Below are 21088 nucleotides of genomic sequence, written 5' to 3'. Positions count from 1 at the left end.
GTCGAATTTGCGTTAAATTATGTGTACCAACTGTTGTAACTTTAATGAAGAAGTTGTAGTAAAAAGAATTTTATATGAAAGAAATACAGGCCATTATACAGGCCTTTGAGGAGGCGCAACAAAAGGGAAAGCAAACGGCACTGGCCACAGTGGTGCATGTGCAGGGCTCATCGTACCGGCGGCCCGGCGCACGTATGCTCATTACCCAGGACGGACAACTGACCGGCGCCATCAGTGGCGGTTGCCTGGAAGGCGATGCTTTACGCAAGGCCCTGCTGGTGATGGAACGGCAGCAGCCCATGCTGGTAACCTACGATACAACCGATGAGGATGATGCCAAACTGGGTGTTGGCCTTGGGTGCGAAGGCATTATTCATATTGTTATAGAACCTATATTACCGGCGCAGACCAATAATCCCATACAATTATTAAAGACCATCAGCAGCCAACGGCAACACGCCGTGCTGGTAATGCTTTTTTCACTAAACGACCGGCGCGAAGTGCAGCCCGGTACCTGTTTATTGCAATTGCCTGGTGAAACTATAACGGCCCGCATGAACAGCGATGCATTGCAACAGGCACTCACCACCGATGCCCGCACCGCTTTTATAAACCAGGTGTCGGCCACCAAAACATACATTGCAGAAAACAAACAATACACGGCGTTTATTGAATTGATAAAACCTGCCGTTTCACTGGTGATCATTGGCGCAGGCAATGATGCCATACCGGTGGCGCAAATGTCGCATTTACTCGGCTGGCAGGTAACGGTAGCCGATGGACGGCCGGCTTATGCAACAGCAGCACGCTTTCCTACAGCCAACCAGGTGCTGGTTGCAAAATCAGATGCGGTGCTGCCGCAGATCACTGTTGATGCGCAAACTGTTTTTGTGTTAATGACGCATAATTATAATTACGATCTTAAAATATTTCGTCAGTTGCTTACGCAACGTATTACCTATATTGGTATGCTGGGACCACGTAAAAAACTGGTGCGGATGTTGGATGAATTAAAGGCCGAAGGTATTGAACCAACACCCGAACAATTGACCGCGGTATATGGACCTGTTGGCTTAAATATAGGCGCCGAAAATGCGGAAGAGATCGCCCTGGCCATTGTTTCAGAAATAAAGGCAGTGATTGCCGGCCGCAATGGCGAATCGTTACGCAATAGTGCCGATACCATTCATCCGCGGGTGGAAAAGGAGATTGAGGAGGTGAAAGTTAGTTAACGAGTTGACGAGTTGAATAGTTGAAGAGTGTGTTTTGCCGGTTGATTTATCGATTTCAGTTAGCCATTTGGTGATTTGAGTAGTCTGTTTTTCGAATTCTATAATGCTTTTATCAAATTTAGAAGTGCTTTTGCTGATTTTAGTAGTCTATCGCCTGATTTCAGTTGCTCATTTGACAAATTCAGTAGAACATTTAGCAAAAGTAGTAGTGCACTCAGCACTTTTTATATAGAATTCGCTCAATTGCTTATAGAATTCTGTACATGTTTAATAGAATTTAGCGAATTGCTTTTAGAAAACTGCAAATGTTTAATAGAATTCGGCGAATTGCTTATAGAAAATAACGAATGAGTAATAGAATTCGCTCAACTGCTTATAGAATATTGCAAATGTTCAATAGAATTCAACGAATGGTTTATAGAAAATGACGAATGATTTATAGAATTCGCTCAACTGCTTATAGAATATTGCAAATGTTCAATAGAATTCAGCGAATGGTTTATAGAAAATGACGAATGAGCGATAGAAATTGCAAAATGATTTATAGAAAGGGGGTGAAAAATGATCACGGTCAGGTTTTGGTTGAGTGAAGAATGAGAATTTAGTGGTTTAGTTGAAGAGGAAAAGCCCCATGAACCAAAAACTGAGAACTAAGAACTTGAAATTGATTCTTAAAAAGAGTTAGACAATAACTAATACAATGCAAAGTTCAAGTACCATTTACCATACCGACATTATCATTCTCGCCGCAGGCGCCTCTACCCGCCTCGGGCGGCCCAAACAATTGCTGCCCTGGCAGGGTAAAACATTGTTGCAACATGCGGTAGAAACGGCGCTTACCATTACCACGCAACCGGTAGTAGTCACCGGTTGTAATGCCGATCAGCTGGCAGCGGGGATTGATCATACCCAGGTGCATGTTGTTTTCAATCCTGAGTGGGAGCAGGGCATTGCCTCCTCTATAAGGTGCGGTTTGCAGGCGCTGCTCAACCGCACGCCGTCGCCCGACCAGGTGATCTTTATGGTTTGCGATCAGCCCTATGTTTCACCCGGTTTGCTGCTCGATCTCATCAATGAACGGCAAAAAAGCCATAAGTCGATAATCGCCAGCTCCTATGCCGGCACGCTGGGCATTCCAGCCCTGTTCTCTGCAACCCATTTCGCACAACTGCTTGATTTGCAGGGCGACACAGGGGCGAGGAAGATAATACAGGGGGCTCCTGAGGAAGTGGCTTCAGTGCCTTTTAAGGGAGGGGAATTGGATATTGATACAGAAATGGAATATAACAGGTTGATAAGTTGATAGAGTTTATAAAGTTGATAAAGGTAAAACAGCCATTAAAGTTATTAGTCTGCAATTACTTAGACTTTTCGAATTGAGGACCTTTATCAACACTATCAACTTGTCAACTTATCAACTTTAAGCTAACTTTACGGATAATGATACTTGATCAGTTTAACAGGGTGCACGACTATTTGCGGATTTCATTGACCGACAATTGTAATTTTCGCTGTTTCTATTGTATGCCGGAAGAGGAGTATGAGTTTACGCCCGCTTCAAAACTGATGCAGGCAAACGAAATTGAGGCAATAGCGAAAACATTTGTGAGCATGGGGGTGAAAAAGATCCGCCTTACCGGTGGCGAACCGTTGGTACGGAAAGATGCCGCTGACATCATACTGGCCCTGTCGAAACTGCCCGTTACATTAACGCTCACTACCAACGGCGCCCGCCTGCATGAATTTATGCCAACCTTAAAACAGGCAGGCATCACTTCACTCAATGTTAGCTTAGATACCTTACAGGCCGATAAATTTCAACTCATCACCCGCCGCGATCAGTTCCAACGGGTGTACGATAATATTCAACTGTTGCTCCAAAACGACATTCGCGCCAAAGTGAATGTGGTAGTAATGAAAGATTTCAACGATCATGAGATCAATGATTTTGTTGCCTGGACAAAGAACAGCCCCGTTCATGTTCGCTTTATTGAGTTCATGCCGTTTCAGGGCAACCGGTGGACGAGCAACAAAGTACTCACCTGGCAACAAATATTACAAATAGTAGGAGCAGAGTATTCCATTCTCCCATTAAAAGGAGAACCAAACGACACTGCTAAAAAATACCTGGTTCCGGGCCACGCCGGCACTTTTGCTGTTATCAGTACTATGAGCGCACCTTTTTGCAGTACCTGCAACCGCATGCGCCTGACCGCAGATGGCAAAATGAAAAATTGTCTTTTTTCACAGGAAGAAACCGATCTGCTTACCACTTTACGCAATGGGGGCGATATTGCTCCGTTGATCCGCCAAAGTATTCATGCCAAGAAGAAAGAACTGGGCGGACAGCTCACGACCGACTTTGAGCACCTGGAAGCCAGTGCTATTCAAAACCGTAGCATGATCACCATCGGAGGTTAATACCAGCAACATGATTTCTGTAACAGAAGCAAAAAATATGATCCGCGCCAATGCCACTGCATTGACGCCGGTTACCATTCCATTACAACAGGCCGTAGGCCGCGTGCTGGCCGCCGATGTAACGGCTTTCACTGATATTCCTGCATTTGAACAATCGGCCATGGACGGCTATGCCTTATCGTTTGCCGGTTATGAATTGCATAAAACCCTTACCATACAGGGCGAAGTGCCTGCAGGCGCTCCTGAATCATTGGTATTACAGGCTAACCAGGCAATACGCATCTTTACCGGCGCACCTGTACCTGCCGGTGCCGATACGGTTGTGATGCAGGAAAAGGTAGAAGTGAAGAATGGCCAGCTGCATATTGCAGATGATCAGTTGAAACCAGGCCTCAACGTGCGGCTAATTGGTTCTGAAATAAAAGCCGGTGAGCTCATGCTGGCTAAAGGCGATAAACTAACGCCGGCGGCTGTGGGTTTTTTGGCAACTACCGGTGTATCGGAAGTGTTGGTGTATCCTACACCGGTAATGAGCATTATAGTTACCGGCAATGAGTTGCAGCAACCGGGCAAGGCCTTGTTGCACGGACAGGTATATGAATGCAATTCCTTTCAGTTGCGTGCTGCTTTGCAGTTATTACAAATTGTAGAGGTGCCGGTGTTTGAAGCAAAGGACGATTTGCAGGTAGTAAAGGATACTTTGAAATACGCATTAGACAATAGTGATGTAGTGTTACTGACGGGTGGTGTAAGCGTAGGTAATTATGATTTTGTACCCGAAGCGGCGGCTGCCTGTGGCGTAGTCACCCTGTTTCATAAATTAAAACAACGGCCGGGTAAACCTTTGTTTGTTGGTACCAAAGGAAAAAAATGGGTGTTTGGTTTACCGGGCAACCCCTCATCGGTGCTTACCTGTTTTTACGAATATGTAATACCTGCGCTGGAACAGTTGATGCAATTGAAACCGGTGGTGCCCGGCATAAAAGTACCACTGTCAAAAGCCTGGTCAAAAACGGCTGCGCTCACTTTCTTCTTAAAGGGATATTATGATGGGCAAACCGTTGCGCCGCTCGATTCGCAGGAATCGTACCGGCTAAGGTCTTTTGCCATGGCTAACTGTTTGGTGGTTTTGCCCGAAGAAAAAATGGAATATGCAGTTGGGGAAGAAGTAGAGGTTCATTTGATCTCATAATTCTGAGTTCTCAGTTCTCTGTTTTTAGTTCTTAGTTTTAAGTTATTCAGTTGTTCAGTTATTGAGTTTTGAAATTTGAGATTTGTATTTTATTTGGAACTTGAGATTTGGAATTTGAGATTTTTTTATTTGGAACTTGAGATTTGGAATTTGGGATTTAGCCAGGTAACAGATGGTACATATACCCTTTTATAGGAATTAAGTAAATTTGTAGTAATAAATCATATTGTATGGCCGTACAGGTAATTGTGTTTGGACAGCTAACAGATATTATGGGACATAATCCCGTAACCATTGATAGTGCTGCAGATACCAGCGATTTGATTGAACAATTGAATCAACGATATCCCGCGCTGGTGAATAAGCCATACATCATTGCCGTTGACAAGCAAATTGTAACGGGGCATACCACATTATCGGGCAACAATACGGTGGCTTTATTGCCACCATTCGCCGGTGGGTAAATAAGTACATACAAAAAAAAGTTACTCATGATCACAGAACGCAAACCAAAGAACATATTCACCCAGGGGCCTATTGCACCTTCGTTTATTGCCGATAGCATACAAAAGCACAATACAAAAACAAATATTGGCGGGCATAGCATTTTTCTGGGGCAGGTGCGTGCCGATGTAATAGAGGGCAATACGGTAAAGGCAATAGAGTATACCGCCTATGAGGAAATGGCGCTGGAAAAAATGCATGTGATACGGGAAGAGATCTTTGCCAAATATCCACTTGTATGTATGCATGTGCATCATAGCTTAGGTAAAATTGCCGCCGGTGAAATTTGTTTGTTTGTGTTCACCTCATCGGCACACCGAAAAGCAGCTATTGAAGCTTGTAATGAAATAGTTGAAAGGCTGAAGGCGGAGCTTCCCATTTGGGGGAAAGAGGTTTTCGAAGATGAAAGTTATCAATGGAAAGAGAATAAGTAGTTAACAAGTTAACAAGTTGACGAGTTGACGAGTGAACACTAATAACAACAGATCGATTACAAAGAATGAATAGTATTACTAATAAAGTCTCCAGTTTACGCCAGGCAACAGCTACTGCTATAGTTAAGGTAAGCAAGCAGGAAACCATTGAAGCCATACAACAACGCAAAGTGCCCAAGGGCGATGTGTTTGAGTTTAGCCGTGCGGCAGGTTTGCTGGCCATAAAAAAAACAAGTGATGTAATTCCCGATTGTCATCCTTTACCGGTAGAATATGCAGCTGTAAGCCATGCTATCGATGGGTTAAATATAGTTGTAACGGTAGAGGTACATACAATCTATAAAACGGGTGTTGAAGTGGAAGCCATGCATGGTGCATCGGTAACTGCTTTAACCATGTACGATATGCTGAAACCAATTGATAAAGAAATTGAGATCAGCACTATAAAACTCCTGAATAAAAAAGGCGGCAAAACCGACTTTAAGGATTCATTGATCAGGAACTTTCTTTGTGCCGTTGTTGTTTGCAGCGATAGTATTTCCGCTGGTGATAAAGAAGACCGCGCCGGTAAAGTGATCCTGAATAAACTAAAACAGTTCAACCTCAACGCCGGTTTGTATAAGATCATCCCCGATGAAATAGATGCTATTCAGTCAACCGTAAAACAACTGGTAAGCGAAAAATACAACCTCATTTTATTTACCGGTGGCACCGGTTTAAGTCCCCGCGATGTAACACCTGAAGCCATCGGTCCATTACTCGATCGTACCGTGCCCGGTATTATGGAAGCGGCACGCCAGTATGGCCAGCAACGCACACCGTACGCCATGTTATCGCGTGGTATTGCCGGCTTTGTTGAGAACACGCTGGTGATCACCCTGCCCGGTTCAACCAAAGGCACCGAAGAATCGATGGATGCCTTGTTCCCTTACATCTTTCATATTTTTAAAGTAGCCGAAGGCATGCGGCACGATTGATCAATAGTCAATAGGAAATGGGCAATATGAAATATTCAATTGGCAAACAGTCAGCGTGCTTAAAATTCGGGAACCATTGCTAATTGCCAATTGTCAATTGCCTATTGGTTTAGATATTCCTGCCAATTACCTGTTGTCAATTGCCCATTTATATATAGCTGCCCGCAAAAACTGGCAGATGTTTTTAAATAACACCACTGTTAGAATATAAATTGGCTTCCATTTTCAGTATTTACGTATCTTTTGCAGGTATGCATACTCGAAATTTAGGCCTATGAGAATAGTTTCACTTGTATTCGTTATTGTTATCATGATCGCAACAGGGCTCGCCGCCCAGCCCGTTTATAAACTCACGGGGCAGGTTGTTGGTAATGAAGAAAAACAACTACCACTGGCAACGGTTGCGTTGCTCGGTAAGGATAATAAACAGGTGATTGTTGCTTCGGCCGATAGCAGCGGCTATTTTTATTTTTCTTACAGTATACCAGGTACTTACTCTTTATTGATAAGCCACACAGGTTATAAGACATACAGCTCCGAAGTGTTTTCGCTAAGCTCCAAAGATTTTGGTAAAATAAAGCTGCTGGTAGCCGGTAAGGAGTTGGAACAGATAGTGGTACGGGCAAAACCCAATTTAATAGAACTGAATGGCAACAACATCGTATACAATGTAAGTAAAAGCATCGATGCGCAGGGAATAAGTGCGCTGGAGGCACTGAAAAAGGCGCCGGGCATTTCGGTAAACAATGATAATAATATTATGCTCAATGGCAGGGGCGGGGCTTTAATTACCATTGATGGCAAACAAACCTATCTCTCCGGCAAAGAAATAGCAGATCTGTTAAAAACAATGCCGGCTGCTGAAATCAAATCAATAGAAATAATAAACAGTCCAACCGCTAAATATGACGCTGCGGGTACTGCCGGCATCATCAATATAAAAACATTGAAGTCGCAGGTAAAAGGTTTTAATGCTACTGTAACTACCGGCCTGGCCTATGGCGTTTCAACTAAACAAAATCTTGATGTTGCATTTAATTACCGCAGAAACAAATACAATATTTACGGTGCTTACAACCATTATTTAGGGAACTATAATTATATATACGGGTCAAACAGGTTGCAGAACAATAAGGGCTACAACAGTGCTACCGATGATACCGATAAAAGAAAAAAAATGGGCGGCCGTATTGGCCTCGATTACAACCTTGACAAAAAGAATACGATCGGTATTTTATTAAATTCCAATTTTGTTTTTGGCGGTGGTATAACCGATACCCGTACTAATATTTCGGCTCCCGACTCAGGTCTTGTGCAAAAGCTTACCGCGGTTAATGATTATTATTTTCAGCAAACCAGCCGTTATAATGCAAATGTGAACTACAGGTATGAAGACGCTTCGGGCAAAATGTTCAACTTTGATGCTGATTATGGGTATTTTAAAAAAGACAACAGTAATCTTCAGTCAAATATTTATACCGATAAAGGCGATCAAATATTAGATCAGAATTTATATCGTTCATTGAACGGCATCCGCATCAACCTAAAAGCGTTTAAGTTTGATTATACCACCCCGTTGGCAAAGGGAACATTTGAGGCCGGGGCCAAATATTCAGGGATCAGGTCCGATAACAATGCCGGTTTTTATCATGTGCTGGCTGGTAAGGATAGTCTCGATGATCGCCGCTCAAATACCTTCCGGTTCAATGAACAAATAAGCAGTGGTTATATAAACTATAAAAAGGAAATAGGTAAGTGGGTTATACAGGGTGGTGTGCGGGTCGAAAACACTTCGGCCAACGGCACCTTGCGTTTTACAACGAATGGTAAAGATTCTGTACAAGCAATTGATCGCAACTACAGCAACCTGTTCCCTTCTTTTAGTGTTTCGGTAAGGCCACGGCAAAACCATAGTTTTTCTTTGTCGTATTCAAGACGTATCGACCGGCCGGCCTACCAGGACCTGAATCCTTTTGTATACTTATTGGATGAGCTTTCTTTTTGGCAGGGCAATCCGTTTTTGCAACCACAACTAAGCCATCGCGCATCATTGCAATATGTTTTCAAAAGTGCAACAATTATTAGTTTGAACTATGCCCATACCAGTCAGTATAGCAGCAGGATCACAGATACTCTCAACGTTACAAAAATTGTAATGATACCCAGGAACCTGGGTGTGCAGCAAAGTTTTTCATTAACAGCTACCCAAAATGTAACGCCGGCAAAATGGTGGGACATTACTTTTAACGGCACCCTGTTCCATATTTACAACAAAGTATCTTTTGATAGTTATAGACACCTGCAGTTAAAACAGCTGGCTGCCAGAATTAATTTGCAGCAACGGTTTAAATTACCTTATGGCTTCACTGCTGAACTTTCGGGCTATGTGAATACAAAACGTTTAACAGGAGCCAATGAAGTTTACAGGGGAACAAGCCAGGTTGATGTCGGCTTGCAAAGGTCTTTCCTGAAGAACAAAGCAATAGTACGGTTGGCAGTTAATGATATATATAAAGGTACCAAAGCCTGGTCGATACAACGCTTTGATGGTTTTAGCATGGAAAGCTACAGCTATTGGGAAACAAGGCAGATAAGAATAAACTTCACCTATAAATTTTCCGACAACAGCAATGTGAAAGGGCCGCGCAGCAGAAGTTCAGCGCTTGAAAATGAGAACGGAAGGATAAAACAATAGGCAATAGGCAATGAGCAATATGCAAACAATTGGGGTGTTCAACATTGGTAAGCCCTTGCCAATTGTCTATTGTCAATTGCCAATTGATTCCCTTTGTAGAAAAAAGGCCACAATTTACTCCCTCAGGCAATATAGGTAACGCTTGTACCCCCAAGTTGGGTGGTATAGTATTTTGATGCTTAATGCTATTCAATAATACTATCCACTTAAAATTATACTTATGCACACCAATCGCGACAAATTAATGAGCGCAGCTACCTGTCAAAGGGTGGCTTCCGTAGCTGGAGGAATTATGTTAATAGGCAGTGCATTTAACCGAAATTCTTCCAATCGTTTTTTAAAAGCTGCTGTAGGTTGTTTCCTTGCCTATAAAGGCATCGCCGGCAAACGTACATTCGGTGAAATGTATCAGTCTATTGAAAAAGTAGCAGCGGGCCGGTCACTCAACATCAGGGTGTCAATGGTGGTAAATAAGCCACGGGAAGAAGTGTATGCTATGTGGCGCAACTTATCGAACCTGCCTTTGTTTATGCGGCATTTACAACGGGTAGAAGAACAGGATGAACTGTACTCCAACTGGGTAATGGAATTGCCTGGTAAGGTAGGCACTATACAATGGCATGCAGAGATCGTAAAAGAAAGAGAAGGTGAAATGATCGCCTGGCAAAGCCTTCCCGGCTCATCTATCGATAATGCCGGTAAAGTAGGTTTTCGCGATTCATTGGGCGGCCAAGGTACAACAGTTGATGTTGTTTTAACATATCATGCACCGTTAGGAAGGGCCGGAGAACAGGTTGCCCGGTTATTTACACCTGTATTTAAAAGAATGTTAGAAGAAGAGATAAGAGGGTTTAAGGATTTTGTTGAAACGAACAGTATGGTCAATGTACCGGGCTCTATGCAAGGTTATAATTCCTAAATTCCAATCTCAAATCACAAGAACCAAATCACAAGAACCAAATAAAATTCAAAAGCCAAATTCCAAATCGAAAAGTTTTTGAGATTTGGAATTTGGCTTTTACTTGAGATTTATTTGGAGCTTGGTGCTTGAGATTTGGAATTTATTTTTTGGATCTTGGAACTTGAGATTTGGAATTTAATTCGGAACATACTCTTTCAGGTGCACAGAGTCTTCAAAGAAAGAAGTAAGTATCATTATATCTTCTGGCCCGCACATCATCATCTTTTGTTTATCATACACCGGCGCAACAACTACGGGTGGGGCCGCTACCGGTAACATATTATGCAGGTTTTCCAACAACTGTTTTTCGCTTACTATATTGATATCAGCTGGTTCATTGCTTTGTTTAGGCCAAATGTTATTATACATTTCTTCCTCATATGTTTTACCAGAAAGGAAAACAATAGGCACTAATTTATTTACCTGCCTTATCTTATTTGCCAGTAAAAAATTGGTCCGGGCAGCCGACTGATTATTGTCCAACAACACCAGGTCGGGATTTTTATCAGCGTAATATTGCCATGCGTCAGCCGTATTCATACAGTACCAAACCCTGTAGCCAGCCTGTTGTAATACGCGTTTTACAAATAGGCCCAATACCAAATTATCTTCTGCCAGTAATATAGTCACCATTTTCATAAACTGTTATAATGACGTTTGCATACAATGATTAATTGTGTTGAATAACAAATAATTTTAAGTACGGTTCCCTCATATAAAGGGAAACCCGTACTTATATAAGTTATTTAACATTACTGTAAGATATATCCTTGAAGTAGCTTACCAGGCCCTCCATATTCGACTGCAACACAATTGTTTTGTTATTGTTCGATAGTTCTATAAAATAAGTGTCAATATCGTCAAACGGATTGCCATACAATACCATATTACTTTCGTTGTATTCATTGTCGTCGAACATAATTACCTGTTGCGGCGAATAGCCTTTGTAGTGTTTCTCTATATAAGTGCGGGCTGCCTTGGGAAGTGTATTATAATCTACAGGTGTTGTAGTGCCTATTAGCTCATTATCAAAATCATAAAAGGCTTTCATCTCTTTTCCATCTAATGTAAAAGAAGCCTCTTCAAATCCTGCTTTTTTCCAGCTTACATTGGTTGCATTGGGGAAATCGGTTTGAAAATGTTGTTCGGTAATATAATTAGGTGTAATGGCTGATTTCTCTCGTCTTATGATGCGGTTCTCTTCCCGTTGCTCTTTACTTACTTTGTGGCCTGTAAATGAAATTGGTTCATTCAATGAGATCAGTTCTTGTGAGAACGCGGTTGTTGTGGTAAATACCAACACACTGCCGATAATTAATACGTTTTTCATATCGTATATTTTTTGCGTGAAAAGTTTATTATCTACGATATGACGACAATTTTGTTCAAAGTTTACTTCATAAATTCTCGTTAACAGTAGAATAACTGGTGTTAATAAATCGCAAAAGGAGTGCCGTAGCACTCCTTTAATAAGGTAATTAGCCCCTTTAATCGGGTATGTAAGAGGTTCTATCTATAAATGATCAAGGTGCGGCATCAAATGCTTGCGCATCGCATTCGGATACGCTTCTGCATTATTGCTATAAAGGATCTTAACAAGATCGGCATGTGTTACCGAACCAACCGAAGTATGATCAAGTTTTGATTCATATTCTACTACATATTCAAATACCGGCATTAAAATGTCCTGAAAACGTTTTAATGTTTCATTGCCGGCCATTTCATATAAAGTAGAGTGGAAGTCAACCTCACAACGTATGCGTTCAATTTGAGTAGTGGCTTTATTCTCGCGCTCAACAATGGCATCCAGCTTTTTCAGGTGCTCATCCGATTTACGTCGAAACAAAAGATCGCCCAAACCTACCTCCAGTACCAAACGCAATTCAAACAATTGCTTGCGAACATGTTCGTCGAGTATAGTAGGGTGAATGATCAATTCAAGTCCCTTCATTACATCGGGTTGCGTAAGTATCATACCACGCTTTTTGCGCGACTCAATCATTCCCAGCATCCGCAAACGGCTCAAAGCCTCCCGTACCACATTTCTGCTTACGCCCAATGCCTGAGCAATTTCAGTTTCTTTCGGAATAGGGTCTCCCGGTTTAATAGAACGCTTAATGATGTACTCACGCAGGTGGTTCTCCACCTGGTCGGCCATCGTAGTATAAGCGATAGGCTTCAGTTTAAAAAGGTCTTTTTCTAAGCTCATATGTTCAAAAGTAATAAAAATTAGGCGAATATGTAATACTTAATAAGAGTGGCTTTTTTAGGTCGAAAATGACGGGCTATAAAGCGATCATATAGTGAATTTTATTTACACAATCGATTGCGTAACATAGGGCAGAAACGGCTTTTACGGATGTGGTCCGGGACTAAATCCACTACTCCCGCGCTCGGTGCTTTAGATACTTAAACTATTGAAAATACGCACACTGTACGGTTTTTTGAGAAGAGAATATTGTACAGCTCCTGCTCGCCTCATATTGCGTAGAACAGCTACAAAGTTATCATGGCCAAATTGCCGCCCAAATTTATTTGGATTAAATGAGGATAGTTCTATATTTGTATTATGTAGTACATAACTACGTATTGCAAAACTAACGATAAGCCATTTATGAAAATTCTTCTTACCTGGTTCCTCATTGGCTGCTGGTTACTGATTAGTGCCGTTGGCTTTGGGCAAACCAATACGACAGTTTCGGGTACCGTAACAACGGCCGCCACTTCAGAAAAATTAAGTAATGTAACAGTTACCGTAAAAGGCACCAGCCGGGCCACTGTTACCGACAACAACGGGCGGTTTGTGTTAAAAGTGAACTCGTTGAACGATACCCTGGTTTTTTCTTACATAGGTACGCAACCAAAGGAAGTGGCCATTAACGGCCAAAACATGCTGAATGTATCGCTCAATACCGAAGCCATTGCAATGACCGATGTGGTAGTGGTGGGATACATGACGCAAACAAGGAATAAAACAGCGGCAGCTGTATCAAAGCTGGCTGCCGAAGAAATGGTAAACACCCCAAACCCAAACCCGGTGCAGGCCATTCAGGGAAAACTGGCCGGTGTTTCGGTGCCTATTGTAAATGGGCAACCGGGCAGCGGGGCCAATAATATTTTAATACGTGGCGGTACCAAGCTCAATTCATATGGTACCGGTTTGGGTACAAGCGATGGCAAAGCCAATAGCAATGTCGATGTATCGGACCCGCTGGTGGTGATAGATGGGGTGTTTCGCTCAATGAATGATATTAACCCCGATGATATTGAATCGTTGCAGGTAATGAAAGATGCCGCTTCCACAGCTGCTTACGGCGCCCGGGGCGCAAATGGCGTAATTGTCATTAAGACCCGGGGCGGAAAGTTTGGTGCAAAACCAACCATAACTTTTAACTATCGCCGTAACTGGGACACTCAGATGCGTGATTATGATTATTTAAGCGCTAAAGATTATCTCACCCTGGCCCGCACTACCGTAAAAAATACCGCCGATGCCCTTAATAAAGATAACCTGTTGAATAAGGGCGGTTTTTCTGCAGGCACAACGGTGTTCACAACAAAAGGACAGTACAGCAACTCAATTAACCTTACCGCGCTGTATGATAACATAGTTGCTGTTGAAGGTCAGGCATACGTCGATGACCTGCTTACTAAAGGATGGCAGGTAATGGATGATCCTATAAACCCGGGCACCAAACTGTTGTATGCTGATAATAATTATCAGGATATGTTATGGAATACCGGTATTTCAGACAACTATAACGCAAGTGTAAATGGTGGTGGTGAAAGTGCCAACTATAACCTGTCCATGGGTTATGTAAACCAGCAGGGTATTTTTGTTGGCACCAATTATAAACGGTATAACGTACTGGGCAATTTCGGGTTTAAAGTTACCAGCAATTTCAAGCTCGATGCCATGGTAAACTATCAGAATGTAATACCTAACTATGTTGAGTCATATACCAATGATCTTGTACGCGCTACCCGCATAACGCCGCTCATTCGCATTTTCCGCGACGATGGTACGCCCACCTTTGGCGAAGTAACATCTACCCGCAATCGTTTTCATACGCTTAAATACGACGATACCCGGGTGAATACCGAACGCATTATAAGTCGTTTGGCCGGGGATGTAACTATTGTAAAAGGACTTCATTTCAGACCGGCTGTTTCTTATGTGATGGATGATAACCGCAGCATGCTGTTCAGAAAAGCCTATCCTGGCTCAATACAGTTATCAACAAGCCGTCAGAAGTCTGAGAACACCACCAATATGCGGCAGTTGATGATTGACCAGATCTTACAATATGACCATTCTTTTGGTAATCATAACCTTAGTGTACTGGCAGGTTTTAACTATACCCGCTACCAGGAGAATGTTGTAAAAATTGGATCGCAACGTGCAACAAACGATTACATATATACTATTGAAGAACCAACAACGGCGCTGGTAAACGATCAGCTGGTTACCAATGTGACCGAGTTCAGTACCAGTTTGGAAGACAAACGTTCTGCCAGTTATTTTGGTCAGTTCAGTTACGATTATGATAGCAGGTACCTGTTGAGCGGTTCACTGCGGTATGATGGGTTCTCTTATTTTGCGCCCGGTAATAAATACGCCCTGTTCCCGGCTTTATCAATAGGCTGGAACCTGCACAATGAATCTTTTTGGAATAGTAAATATGTAAGCACCTTAAAATTACGGGCAAGTGTGGGCAGTGCAGGTTTGAATGACCTTAAAGTAGGGGATACCTATGGAAGTTATTCCGGTACAACCTATGCGCAAACAAGCGGTATCGTACGCGAAAACCTGGCTAACCGTAATCTCATTTGGGAAACTACACAAACCACCGATCTGGCTATTGATGCAGGATTTCTGCAAAACCGTATTATGTTAACGGTCGACTACTACAATAAGTTAACCAAAAACAGACTGGCTTCACGTCCATTACCATTGGAAGGGCCATTCCCAACAATGGTATACAACAACGGATCATTGCGTAACAGGGGTGTTGAAGTAGAACTATCAGCCACTGTTTTAAAATACAAGGCATTTACATGGAAAACCAATTTCTCGTTTGCATTGAACCGTACCCTTGTTGTTGACCTGCCGGATAATGGCCGCGATAAGAACCGCCAGAACGGAGGTGTTATATATGATCAAGGTTCAAAGAGTGAAATAGAAGTAGGTGGTATTGCTGAAGGTGAAAGGCCTTACAGTTTGTATGCATTCAAAGTAGATGGTGTTTTTTCAACCGACGCCGAAGCGGCTGCCTGGAATAAAAAAGACCTGATGGCTTCACCTTCAGGGCAAACCGTAGGCAAACGTGCCGGTGATTACATTTGGGCCGATTTAAATGATGATAACATTATTGATAGCCGCGATATGGTGTTCATGGGCTACAGGGCGCCCGACAAAATAGGAGGTATGCAAAATACCTTCACCTATAAGAACCTCACATTACGTTTTGCCATGGACTATGCCCTGGGGCATGTGATCAGTAATGGCGCATTGGCCAGATCGTTAGGCCAGGGCAGGGCCTTTAATGAAGGAGCTCCTGCAGAAGCCCTGGGTAATGATATTTGGAAACAACCAGGTGATGTAGGAAAGAAATACGCCCGCTTCTCTTTTGCCGATTATGATTTTGGTCAACGCAATTATATTCGCCAGGTTACTACAGTAGGTACCAACAACTCGTATGGTGTTGATGTAAGCACTATGTTCGAGAAAGGCGATTTTCTTGCCTTCCGCGAAATTTACCTGGGCTATGAATTACCGAAAGAGCTGGTGAAAAAAGCACGTATTGCCGGACTGAATATATTCGGTAGCATATATAATATAGGATACTTAACTAAATACAAAGGTGTGAACCCCGAAACCTATAGCGGTTTTGATGCTATTGGTTATCCGCGTCCCCGCCAGTTTTCTTTAGGCGCTTCAGTGCGGTTCAGGTAAACCTATTCATAACGATTGTAATAACAGAATATGAAAAAAACATTTCTTCTGATTATAGGCTGCTGGTTGCTGTTGGTGCAAACCGGTTGCGAGAAATTGCTGGAAACAAAAACAGAATCATCGATCACCGATGATGAGTATTTTAAAACTGAAAGTGATTTTGAACCATATGTAGTGGGTATTTACATGTACCTGCGCGGATCTGCAAAAATAGGCCCGCAGAATATTACCGGCATAGCAAACAGTTTAACCTACGGTACCGAAAGAAGTGAGGAACTGGTATCTGCACTTAACTCACGTTTTACGCAGGCCTGGACACACAACCTGTCGCCAACCTCCGGCACTTTCGACTACACCAACTGGTATAAGGCCATTGGTAACTGTAACCTGTTATTGTCGAAGATCGAAGATTTTCCTTTTACCACCGAAAGCACAAAGAAAAGAGTGATGGCAGAAGCCTATAGTTTACGTGCTTATATTTATTTCAGCCTTATTCGAATTATTGGCGACACACCATTGATGCTCGATGCCATCAGCGATGAGAACATACCTAAGCTGCCCCGTTCAAAGGCCGTTGATGTAATGAAACAGATCATTGCCGACCTGGATAAAGCAATCGGTTTGTACCCCGCAAAAACAATCTCAAGCCGGTATCGCTTTTCGTATGCAAGCGCCCAGGCATTGAAAGCAGATGCCAAATTGTGGAGCGCAAAAGTACTGGGTGGTGGCGATAATGATTTTAATGATGCCATAACTGCATTGGCCGAAGTAGAAAAAACAACCGGCGTTAGCTTACGCTCCGACTTTAAGGAAGTGACCACTACCCGTGCCAATAGCGAGATCATACTTGCCGCCTTTTTCAATCGCGATGAAAGCGGTGCTAATTACGGGCTCAATGCACTGCCTTATCTTACCGGTATTACAGGTGCAAGCAATCTCGACAGTTTGCCATATTGCCAAACTACTTCAAATGGTCAGGGCGCATATCAAATAAGTGCCAAATCAAAAGCTTTATACCCCACTGGCGATAAACGTATTCCCTTTACCTGGGTTACCGAACGCCAGGGGTCAACGCTTAAGATCTCATGGATCACCAAGCTGCCCGGAAATAAATACACCGACGACCGGGTTTCGGACAATGATGTAATTCTGTACCGGTTGGGTGAAATATATCTGATGGCAGCTGAAGCCTACGCTGGTATAAGCAATACCACAAAAGCAATTGAATACCTGAACAAAACCCGTGTGCGCGCAGGTATAGGCAATTATGCCGGCGTTGCCGATAAAGCAAGTGTTGAAAAAGAAATACTCGATGAGCGTGGCCGTGAATTGTTCTTTGAGAACAAACGCTGGTACGATCTGGTTCGGTTTCATAAAGGTGGTACTATTGATATATACACCTATGTGCCCAACCTGGTAGGAAAAACCACACCATTGTATTGGCCCCTCGCTGCAAATGTGCTTGCGAATAACGATCAGTTAAAACAAACAGACGGATATTAAGAATAATGTGATAATTAGCTAATATGCTAATGTGCTAATGAGAACAGCCAATACAAAAACGATAATGAAACCATTATTAGCATCTGAGATTAGGGGCAATTGGGGCACATTGTTATTACCCATTAATAACGATGACAGTATTAATTACCATAACCTGGAAGATGAAATAGATACCCTTATCACCATGCAGGTGAATGGGATTTACTCAAATGGCACGGCCGGTGAGTTTTATAATCAAACCGAAGAAGAGTTTGATACTATCAATACCATGCTGGCCGAAAAATGTAATGCGGCCGGTATGCCTTTTCAGATCGGCGCCTGCCATACCAGTCCGGTTATGGCGCGCGAACGGGTAAAACGTGCCGCTGCATTACAACCGGGAGCTATACAGGTTATTCTGCCCGACTGGTCGGTACCGTCCATGCGTGATGTGATCAACTACCTGAAAGAGTTAAGCGCAGTAGCAGGGCCGGTGGGCCTGGTTTTATATAATCCTCCTCATGCCAAAAAGCGATTGATACCCGAAGAATTTCACCAACTGAAAGAAGCCGGTATCAACCTCGTTGGTTGTAAAGTTGGCGGTGGTGATGCTGAGTGGTATATAGCCATGAAAAAATATGCGCCCGGTATTTCGGTTTTTGTACCGGGCCATCATTTGGCAACAGGTATAAGTTTAGGGGCGCATGGTGCCTATTCAAACGTTGCCTGTTTGCACCCTGCGGCAGCACAGCAGTGGTACGAACTAATGCTTACAGATATGCCACGTGCATTGAACCTGGAGCGTTGGATCCAGTTGTTCATGAGCCAGCATATTGCGCCTTATATCACTACTAAGGGCTACACCAATCAGGCTGCAGATAAATTACTGGCAGCTATTGGTGGGTGGGCGAATGTGGGTACCCGTTTGCGCTGGCCTTACTGTGGCATCAATGAAAGCGAGGTGGCCAGCCTGCGCTCCATTGCCCATGAAATGATGTCTGAGTTTTTTATTTTAAGTGAAGTAAATACTTATAGATAGGAACTGACTATGCAAAGAATACTTCTTTTACTCATTGTTTTGGTTACGCTTACATGGCTACCGTTTCCCGTTCGTGCACAGGAACAAAAGCCCGATACCCTTGCGCTCTTTGTATCTGGCACGGACGGTTATAAAAGCTATCGCATACCCGCCATGGTAACAACAAACAACGGCACGCTGCTGGCTTTTTGCGAAGGCAGAAAGAATAATGCCGCCGATGCCGGTGATATAGATATATTATTGAAACGCTCAACCGATGGTGGCCGCACCTGGAGCGCCCAACAGGTTATTTGGGACGATAGTATCAATACCTGTGGTAATCCGTGTCCTGTTGTGGATGCCGTAACCGGCACCATATGTTTATTAATGACCCACAACTTAGGCGGCGACAAAGAAAGTGATATCATAAAAAAGCTCAGTCGCAGCACCCGTACCGTATGGATAAGCCGTAGCACCAATGATGGTGTTACCTTTAGTGCCCCTGAAGAAATAACAGCCACTACTAAAAAGAAGGAGTGGGGTTGGTATGCTACCGGGCCGGGCATTGGCATTCAAATAAAGAACGGGCCCAATAAAGGCCGGCTGGTGGTCCCCTGCGATTTTAGTTACGACGACTCAACCACTATTCCAAAGCAGGGCCACCCGAACATGGGCTCACATAGCATTTACAGCGACGATCATGGCGCTACCTGGAAACTGGGCGGCACCATTACACCAAAGATGAATGAATGCCAGGTGGTAGAAGTGGCCGATGGCAATGGTACCCTGCTCATGAATATGCGCTCGTACTTTCAGCGCAATTGTCGCGCTCATGCCATTAGTTATGATGGCGGCATTAGCTGGACGGGCCCTGTTGACCAGCCTGTATTGGTTGAACCCGTTTGCCAGGCAAGCATACTTCGATACGCATGGCCGGGCAAAAAGTCAAAGAGTTGTATGCTGTTCCTGAACCCGGCATCGGCCAAACGTATTAATATGACCATTAGGGCAAGCTTTGATGAAGGCCAAACCTGGCCGGTTATCCGTACCCTTTATACAGGCCCATCGGCCTATTCAAGCATGGCGTTATTGGCCAATGGCATTATTGGTTGTTTGTACGAAGCTGGAACAAAGAACCCATATGAAACTATCATTTTTCAAAAACTGACAGCGAAAGAATTGTTGAAACAGTAATAAATCAATATAAATGAACACACCTAGTCACATTAGCGGATTGTTAGCTGCTCCTTTTACACCTATGTATCCTGATGGAACTATCAATTTCAGTAAAGTACCCGATGTTGTAAACCTGTTAATTGATAATAAAGTGAAGGGTATGTTTGTGTGCGGAAGCACAGGTGAAGGTCCGTCCCTTACCACTGAAGAAAGAAAACAACTGGCCGAAGCATTTGTAAAAGCTGCCGGTAAGCGGCTGCTTGTTTTTGTGCATGTAGGGCACAACAGTATTACCGAAGCACGCCAGCTGGCAGAACATGCACAACAAATAGGCGCCGATTGTATTTCTGCAACACCTTCCACTTATTTTAAGGTTGATTCAGTTGATCTGTTGGTACAATGCCTGCAGGAGATTGCCAAAGGTGCACCTTCATTACCGCTGTATTATTATAATATTCCGGCGTTAACGGGCATCAGTTTGGATATGGTGAAATTGCTTGAGAAAGCAGGGGAGGCCATTCCTTCATTCGCTGGTATAAAATATACCGCACCGCTGATCCACGACTACCAGGCTTGTGTTAACTTCAGTAATAATAAATACGATATTCTATACGGTACCGATGAAATGTTGTTGGGTGCATTGGCAACCGGCGCCCGGGGCTTTATTGGCAGCACGTATAATTTTGTAGCGCCATTGTACAATGCTTTAATGGAAGAATTTAAAAAAGGCAATGTAAAAGAAGCACAACGTTTGCAATATATTTCAGTAGAAATGGTGCGGGTGATTGTAAAATATGGCGGTTTAAGAGCGCAAAAAGCCATGATGAAACTAATTGGGCTCGACTGTGGCAATGTGCGTTATCCGCTAAGTCCCTTCAAAGAGCATGAATACAAATTGCTTGAAGCCGATTTGAGAAGTGTTGGTTTCTTTGATTGGATTTGTAAGCCGAGTGCAGTGAGTGTTGTATCTTAAATTGTCAGTGGTGAGTGGTGAGTTGTCAGTGGTGAGTGGGCTCGCTATATTTTAGCACGCTGAACAA

Annotated in this window: 18 protein-coding genes; 15 read left to right on the top strand and 3 right to left on the bottom strand. The window is 43.2% G+C overall.

Translation table 11 applies throughout. From position 1 onward, the window contains the following. Positions 1–74: 74 nt before the first annotated feature. The 10 genes from GGD38_RS04660 (at position 75) to GGD38_RS04615 (ending at position 10374) form a co-directional block, all read left to right on the top strand. Entirely contained in the window at positions 75–1232 is a 1158-nt protein-coding gene (locus tag GGD38_RS04660) for an XdhC family protein (protein WP_375299183.1), read from the top strand. Between the two features lie 700 nt (positions 1233–1932). Further along, complete coding sequence (locus GGD38_RS04655) at positions 1933–2535, top strand: NTP transferase domain-containing protein (protein ID WP_375299184.1); 603 nt, start codon at positions 1933–1935, stop codon at positions 2533–2535. Positions 2536–2672: 137 nt separating this feature from the next. Further along, positions 2673–3653: a GTP 3',8-cyclase MoaA gene (gene moaA / locus GGD38_RS04650; RefSeq protein ID WP_375299185.1), complete on the top strand. Its 981-nt coding sequence runs from the start codon at positions 2673–2675 to the stop codon at positions 3651–3653. A gap of 10 nt (positions 3654–3663) precedes the next feature. Further along, complete coding sequence (gene glp, locus GGD38_RS04645; RefSeq protein ID WP_375299186.1) at positions 3664–4845, top strand: gephyrin-like molybdotransferase Glp; 1182 nt, start codon at positions 3664–3666, stop codon at positions 4843–4845. 230 nt (positions 4846–5075) lie between these two features. Next, positions 5076–5309, top strand: a complete 234-nt coding sequence (locus GGD38_RS04640; protein ID WP_375299187.1) for a MoaD/ThiS family protein — start codon at positions 5076–5078, stop codon at positions 5307–5309. A gap of 27 nt (positions 5310–5336) precedes the next feature. Next, on the top strand, positions 5337–5783 hold the full coding sequence (locus GGD38_RS04635; protein ID WP_375299188.1) for a molybdenum cofactor biosynthesis protein MoaE: 447 nt from the start codon (positions 5337–5339) through the stop codon (positions 5781–5783). A gap of 65 nt (positions 5784–5848) precedes the next feature. Next, on the top strand, positions 5849–6760 hold the full coding sequence (gene moaCB, locus GGD38_RS04630) for a bifunctional molybdenum cofactor biosynthesis protein MoaC/MoaB (RefSeq protein ID WP_375299189.1): 912 nt from the start codon (positions 5849–5851) through the stop codon (positions 6758–6760). Positions 6761–6815: 55 nt separating this feature from the next. Next, positions 6816–6971, top strand: a complete 156-nt coding sequence (locus GGD38_RS04625; RefSeq protein WP_375299190.1) for a hypothetical protein — start codon at positions 6816–6818, stop codon at positions 6969–6971. A gap of 63 nt (positions 6972–7034) precedes the next feature. Further along, positions 7035–9455, top strand: coding sequence for a TonB-dependent receptor domain-containing protein (locus GGD38_RS04620; RefSeq protein WP_375299191.1), 2421 nt, complete (start codon positions 7035–7037; stop codon positions 9453–9455). A gap of 220 nt (positions 9456–9675) precedes the next feature. Beyond that, positions 9676–10374, top strand: a complete 699-nt coding sequence (locus GGD38_RS04615) for an SRPBCC family protein (RefSeq protein ID WP_375299192.1) — start codon at positions 9676–9678, stop codon at positions 10372–10374. A 177-nt stretch (positions 10375–10551) separates the two neighbouring features. Here the strand turns inward: GGD38_RS04615 and GGD38_RS04610 are convergent, their stop codons facing one another. The 3 genes from GGD38_RS04610 to GGD38_RS04600 form a co-directional block, all read right to left on the bottom strand. Next, on the bottom strand, positions 10552–11055 hold the full coding sequence (locus tag GGD38_RS04610; RefSeq protein WP_375299193.1) for a response regulator transcription factor: 504 nt from the start codon (positions 11053–11055) through the stop codon (positions 10552–10554). 103 nt (positions 11056–11158) lie between these two features. Beyond that, entirely contained in the window at positions 11159–11746 is a 588-nt protein-coding gene (locus tag GGD38_RS04605) for a hypothetical protein (RefSeq protein ID WP_375299194.1), read from the bottom strand. A gap of 183 nt (positions 11747–11929) precedes the next feature. Beyond that, positions 11930–12625: a FadR/GntR family transcriptional regulator gene (locus tag GGD38_RS04600; RefSeq protein WP_375299195.1), complete on the bottom strand. Its 696-nt coding sequence runs from the start codon at positions 12623–12625 to the stop codon at positions 11930–11932. Between the two features lie 405 nt (positions 12626–13030). Between GGD38_RS04600 and GGD38_RS04595 the strand changes: the two genes are divergently transcribed. The 5 genes from GGD38_RS04595 to GGD38_RS04575 all read left to right on the top strand — a co-directional run bounded on the left by GGD38_RS04595 (position 13031) and on the right by GGD38_RS04575 (position 21021). Then, a complete protein-coding gene (locus GGD38_RS04595) occupies positions 13031–16372 on the top strand; it encodes a SusC/RagA family TonB-linked outer membrane protein (RefSeq protein ID WP_375299196.1) in 3342 nt (1113 codons plus the stop codon). 30 nt (positions 16373–16402) lie between these two features. Then, the gene (locus GGD38_RS04590) at positions 16403–17875 is read left to right on the top strand and encodes a RagB/SusD family nutrient uptake outer membrane protein (protein ID WP_375299197.1); all 1473 of its coding nucleotides are present in this window, start codon (positions 16403–16405) and stop codon (positions 17873–17875) included. Between the two features lie 64 nt (positions 17876–17939). Beyond that, positions 17940–18893: a dihydrodipicolinate synthase family protein gene (locus GGD38_RS04585; protein ID WP_375299198.1), complete on the top strand. Its 954-nt coding sequence runs from the start codon at positions 17940–17942 to the stop codon at positions 18891–18893. Positions 18894–18902: 9 nt separating this feature from the next. Beyond that, positions 18903–20066 (top strand): exo-alpha-sialidase, encoded by a 1164-nt coding sequence (locus tag GGD38_RS04580; RefSeq protein ID WP_375299199.1) that lies wholly within the window; start codon positions 18903–18905, stop codon positions 20064–20066. 13 nt (positions 20067–20079) lie between these two features. Further along, on the top strand, positions 20080–21021 hold the full coding sequence (locus tag GGD38_RS04575) for a dihydrodipicolinate synthase family protein (RefSeq protein ID WP_375299200.1): 942 nt from the start codon (positions 20080–20082) through the stop codon (positions 21019–21021). Positions 21022–21088: the final 67 nt, after the last annotated feature.

The sequence above is a fragment of the Niastella sp. OAS944 genome (assembly GCA_024809215.1).
Lineage (GTDB): Bacteria > Bacteroidota > Bacteroidia > Chitinophagales > Chitinophagaceae > Niastella.
The sequence above is the reverse complement of the archived record's forward strand: the minus strand, read 5'-3'. Positions and strand labels throughout refer to the sequence as shown.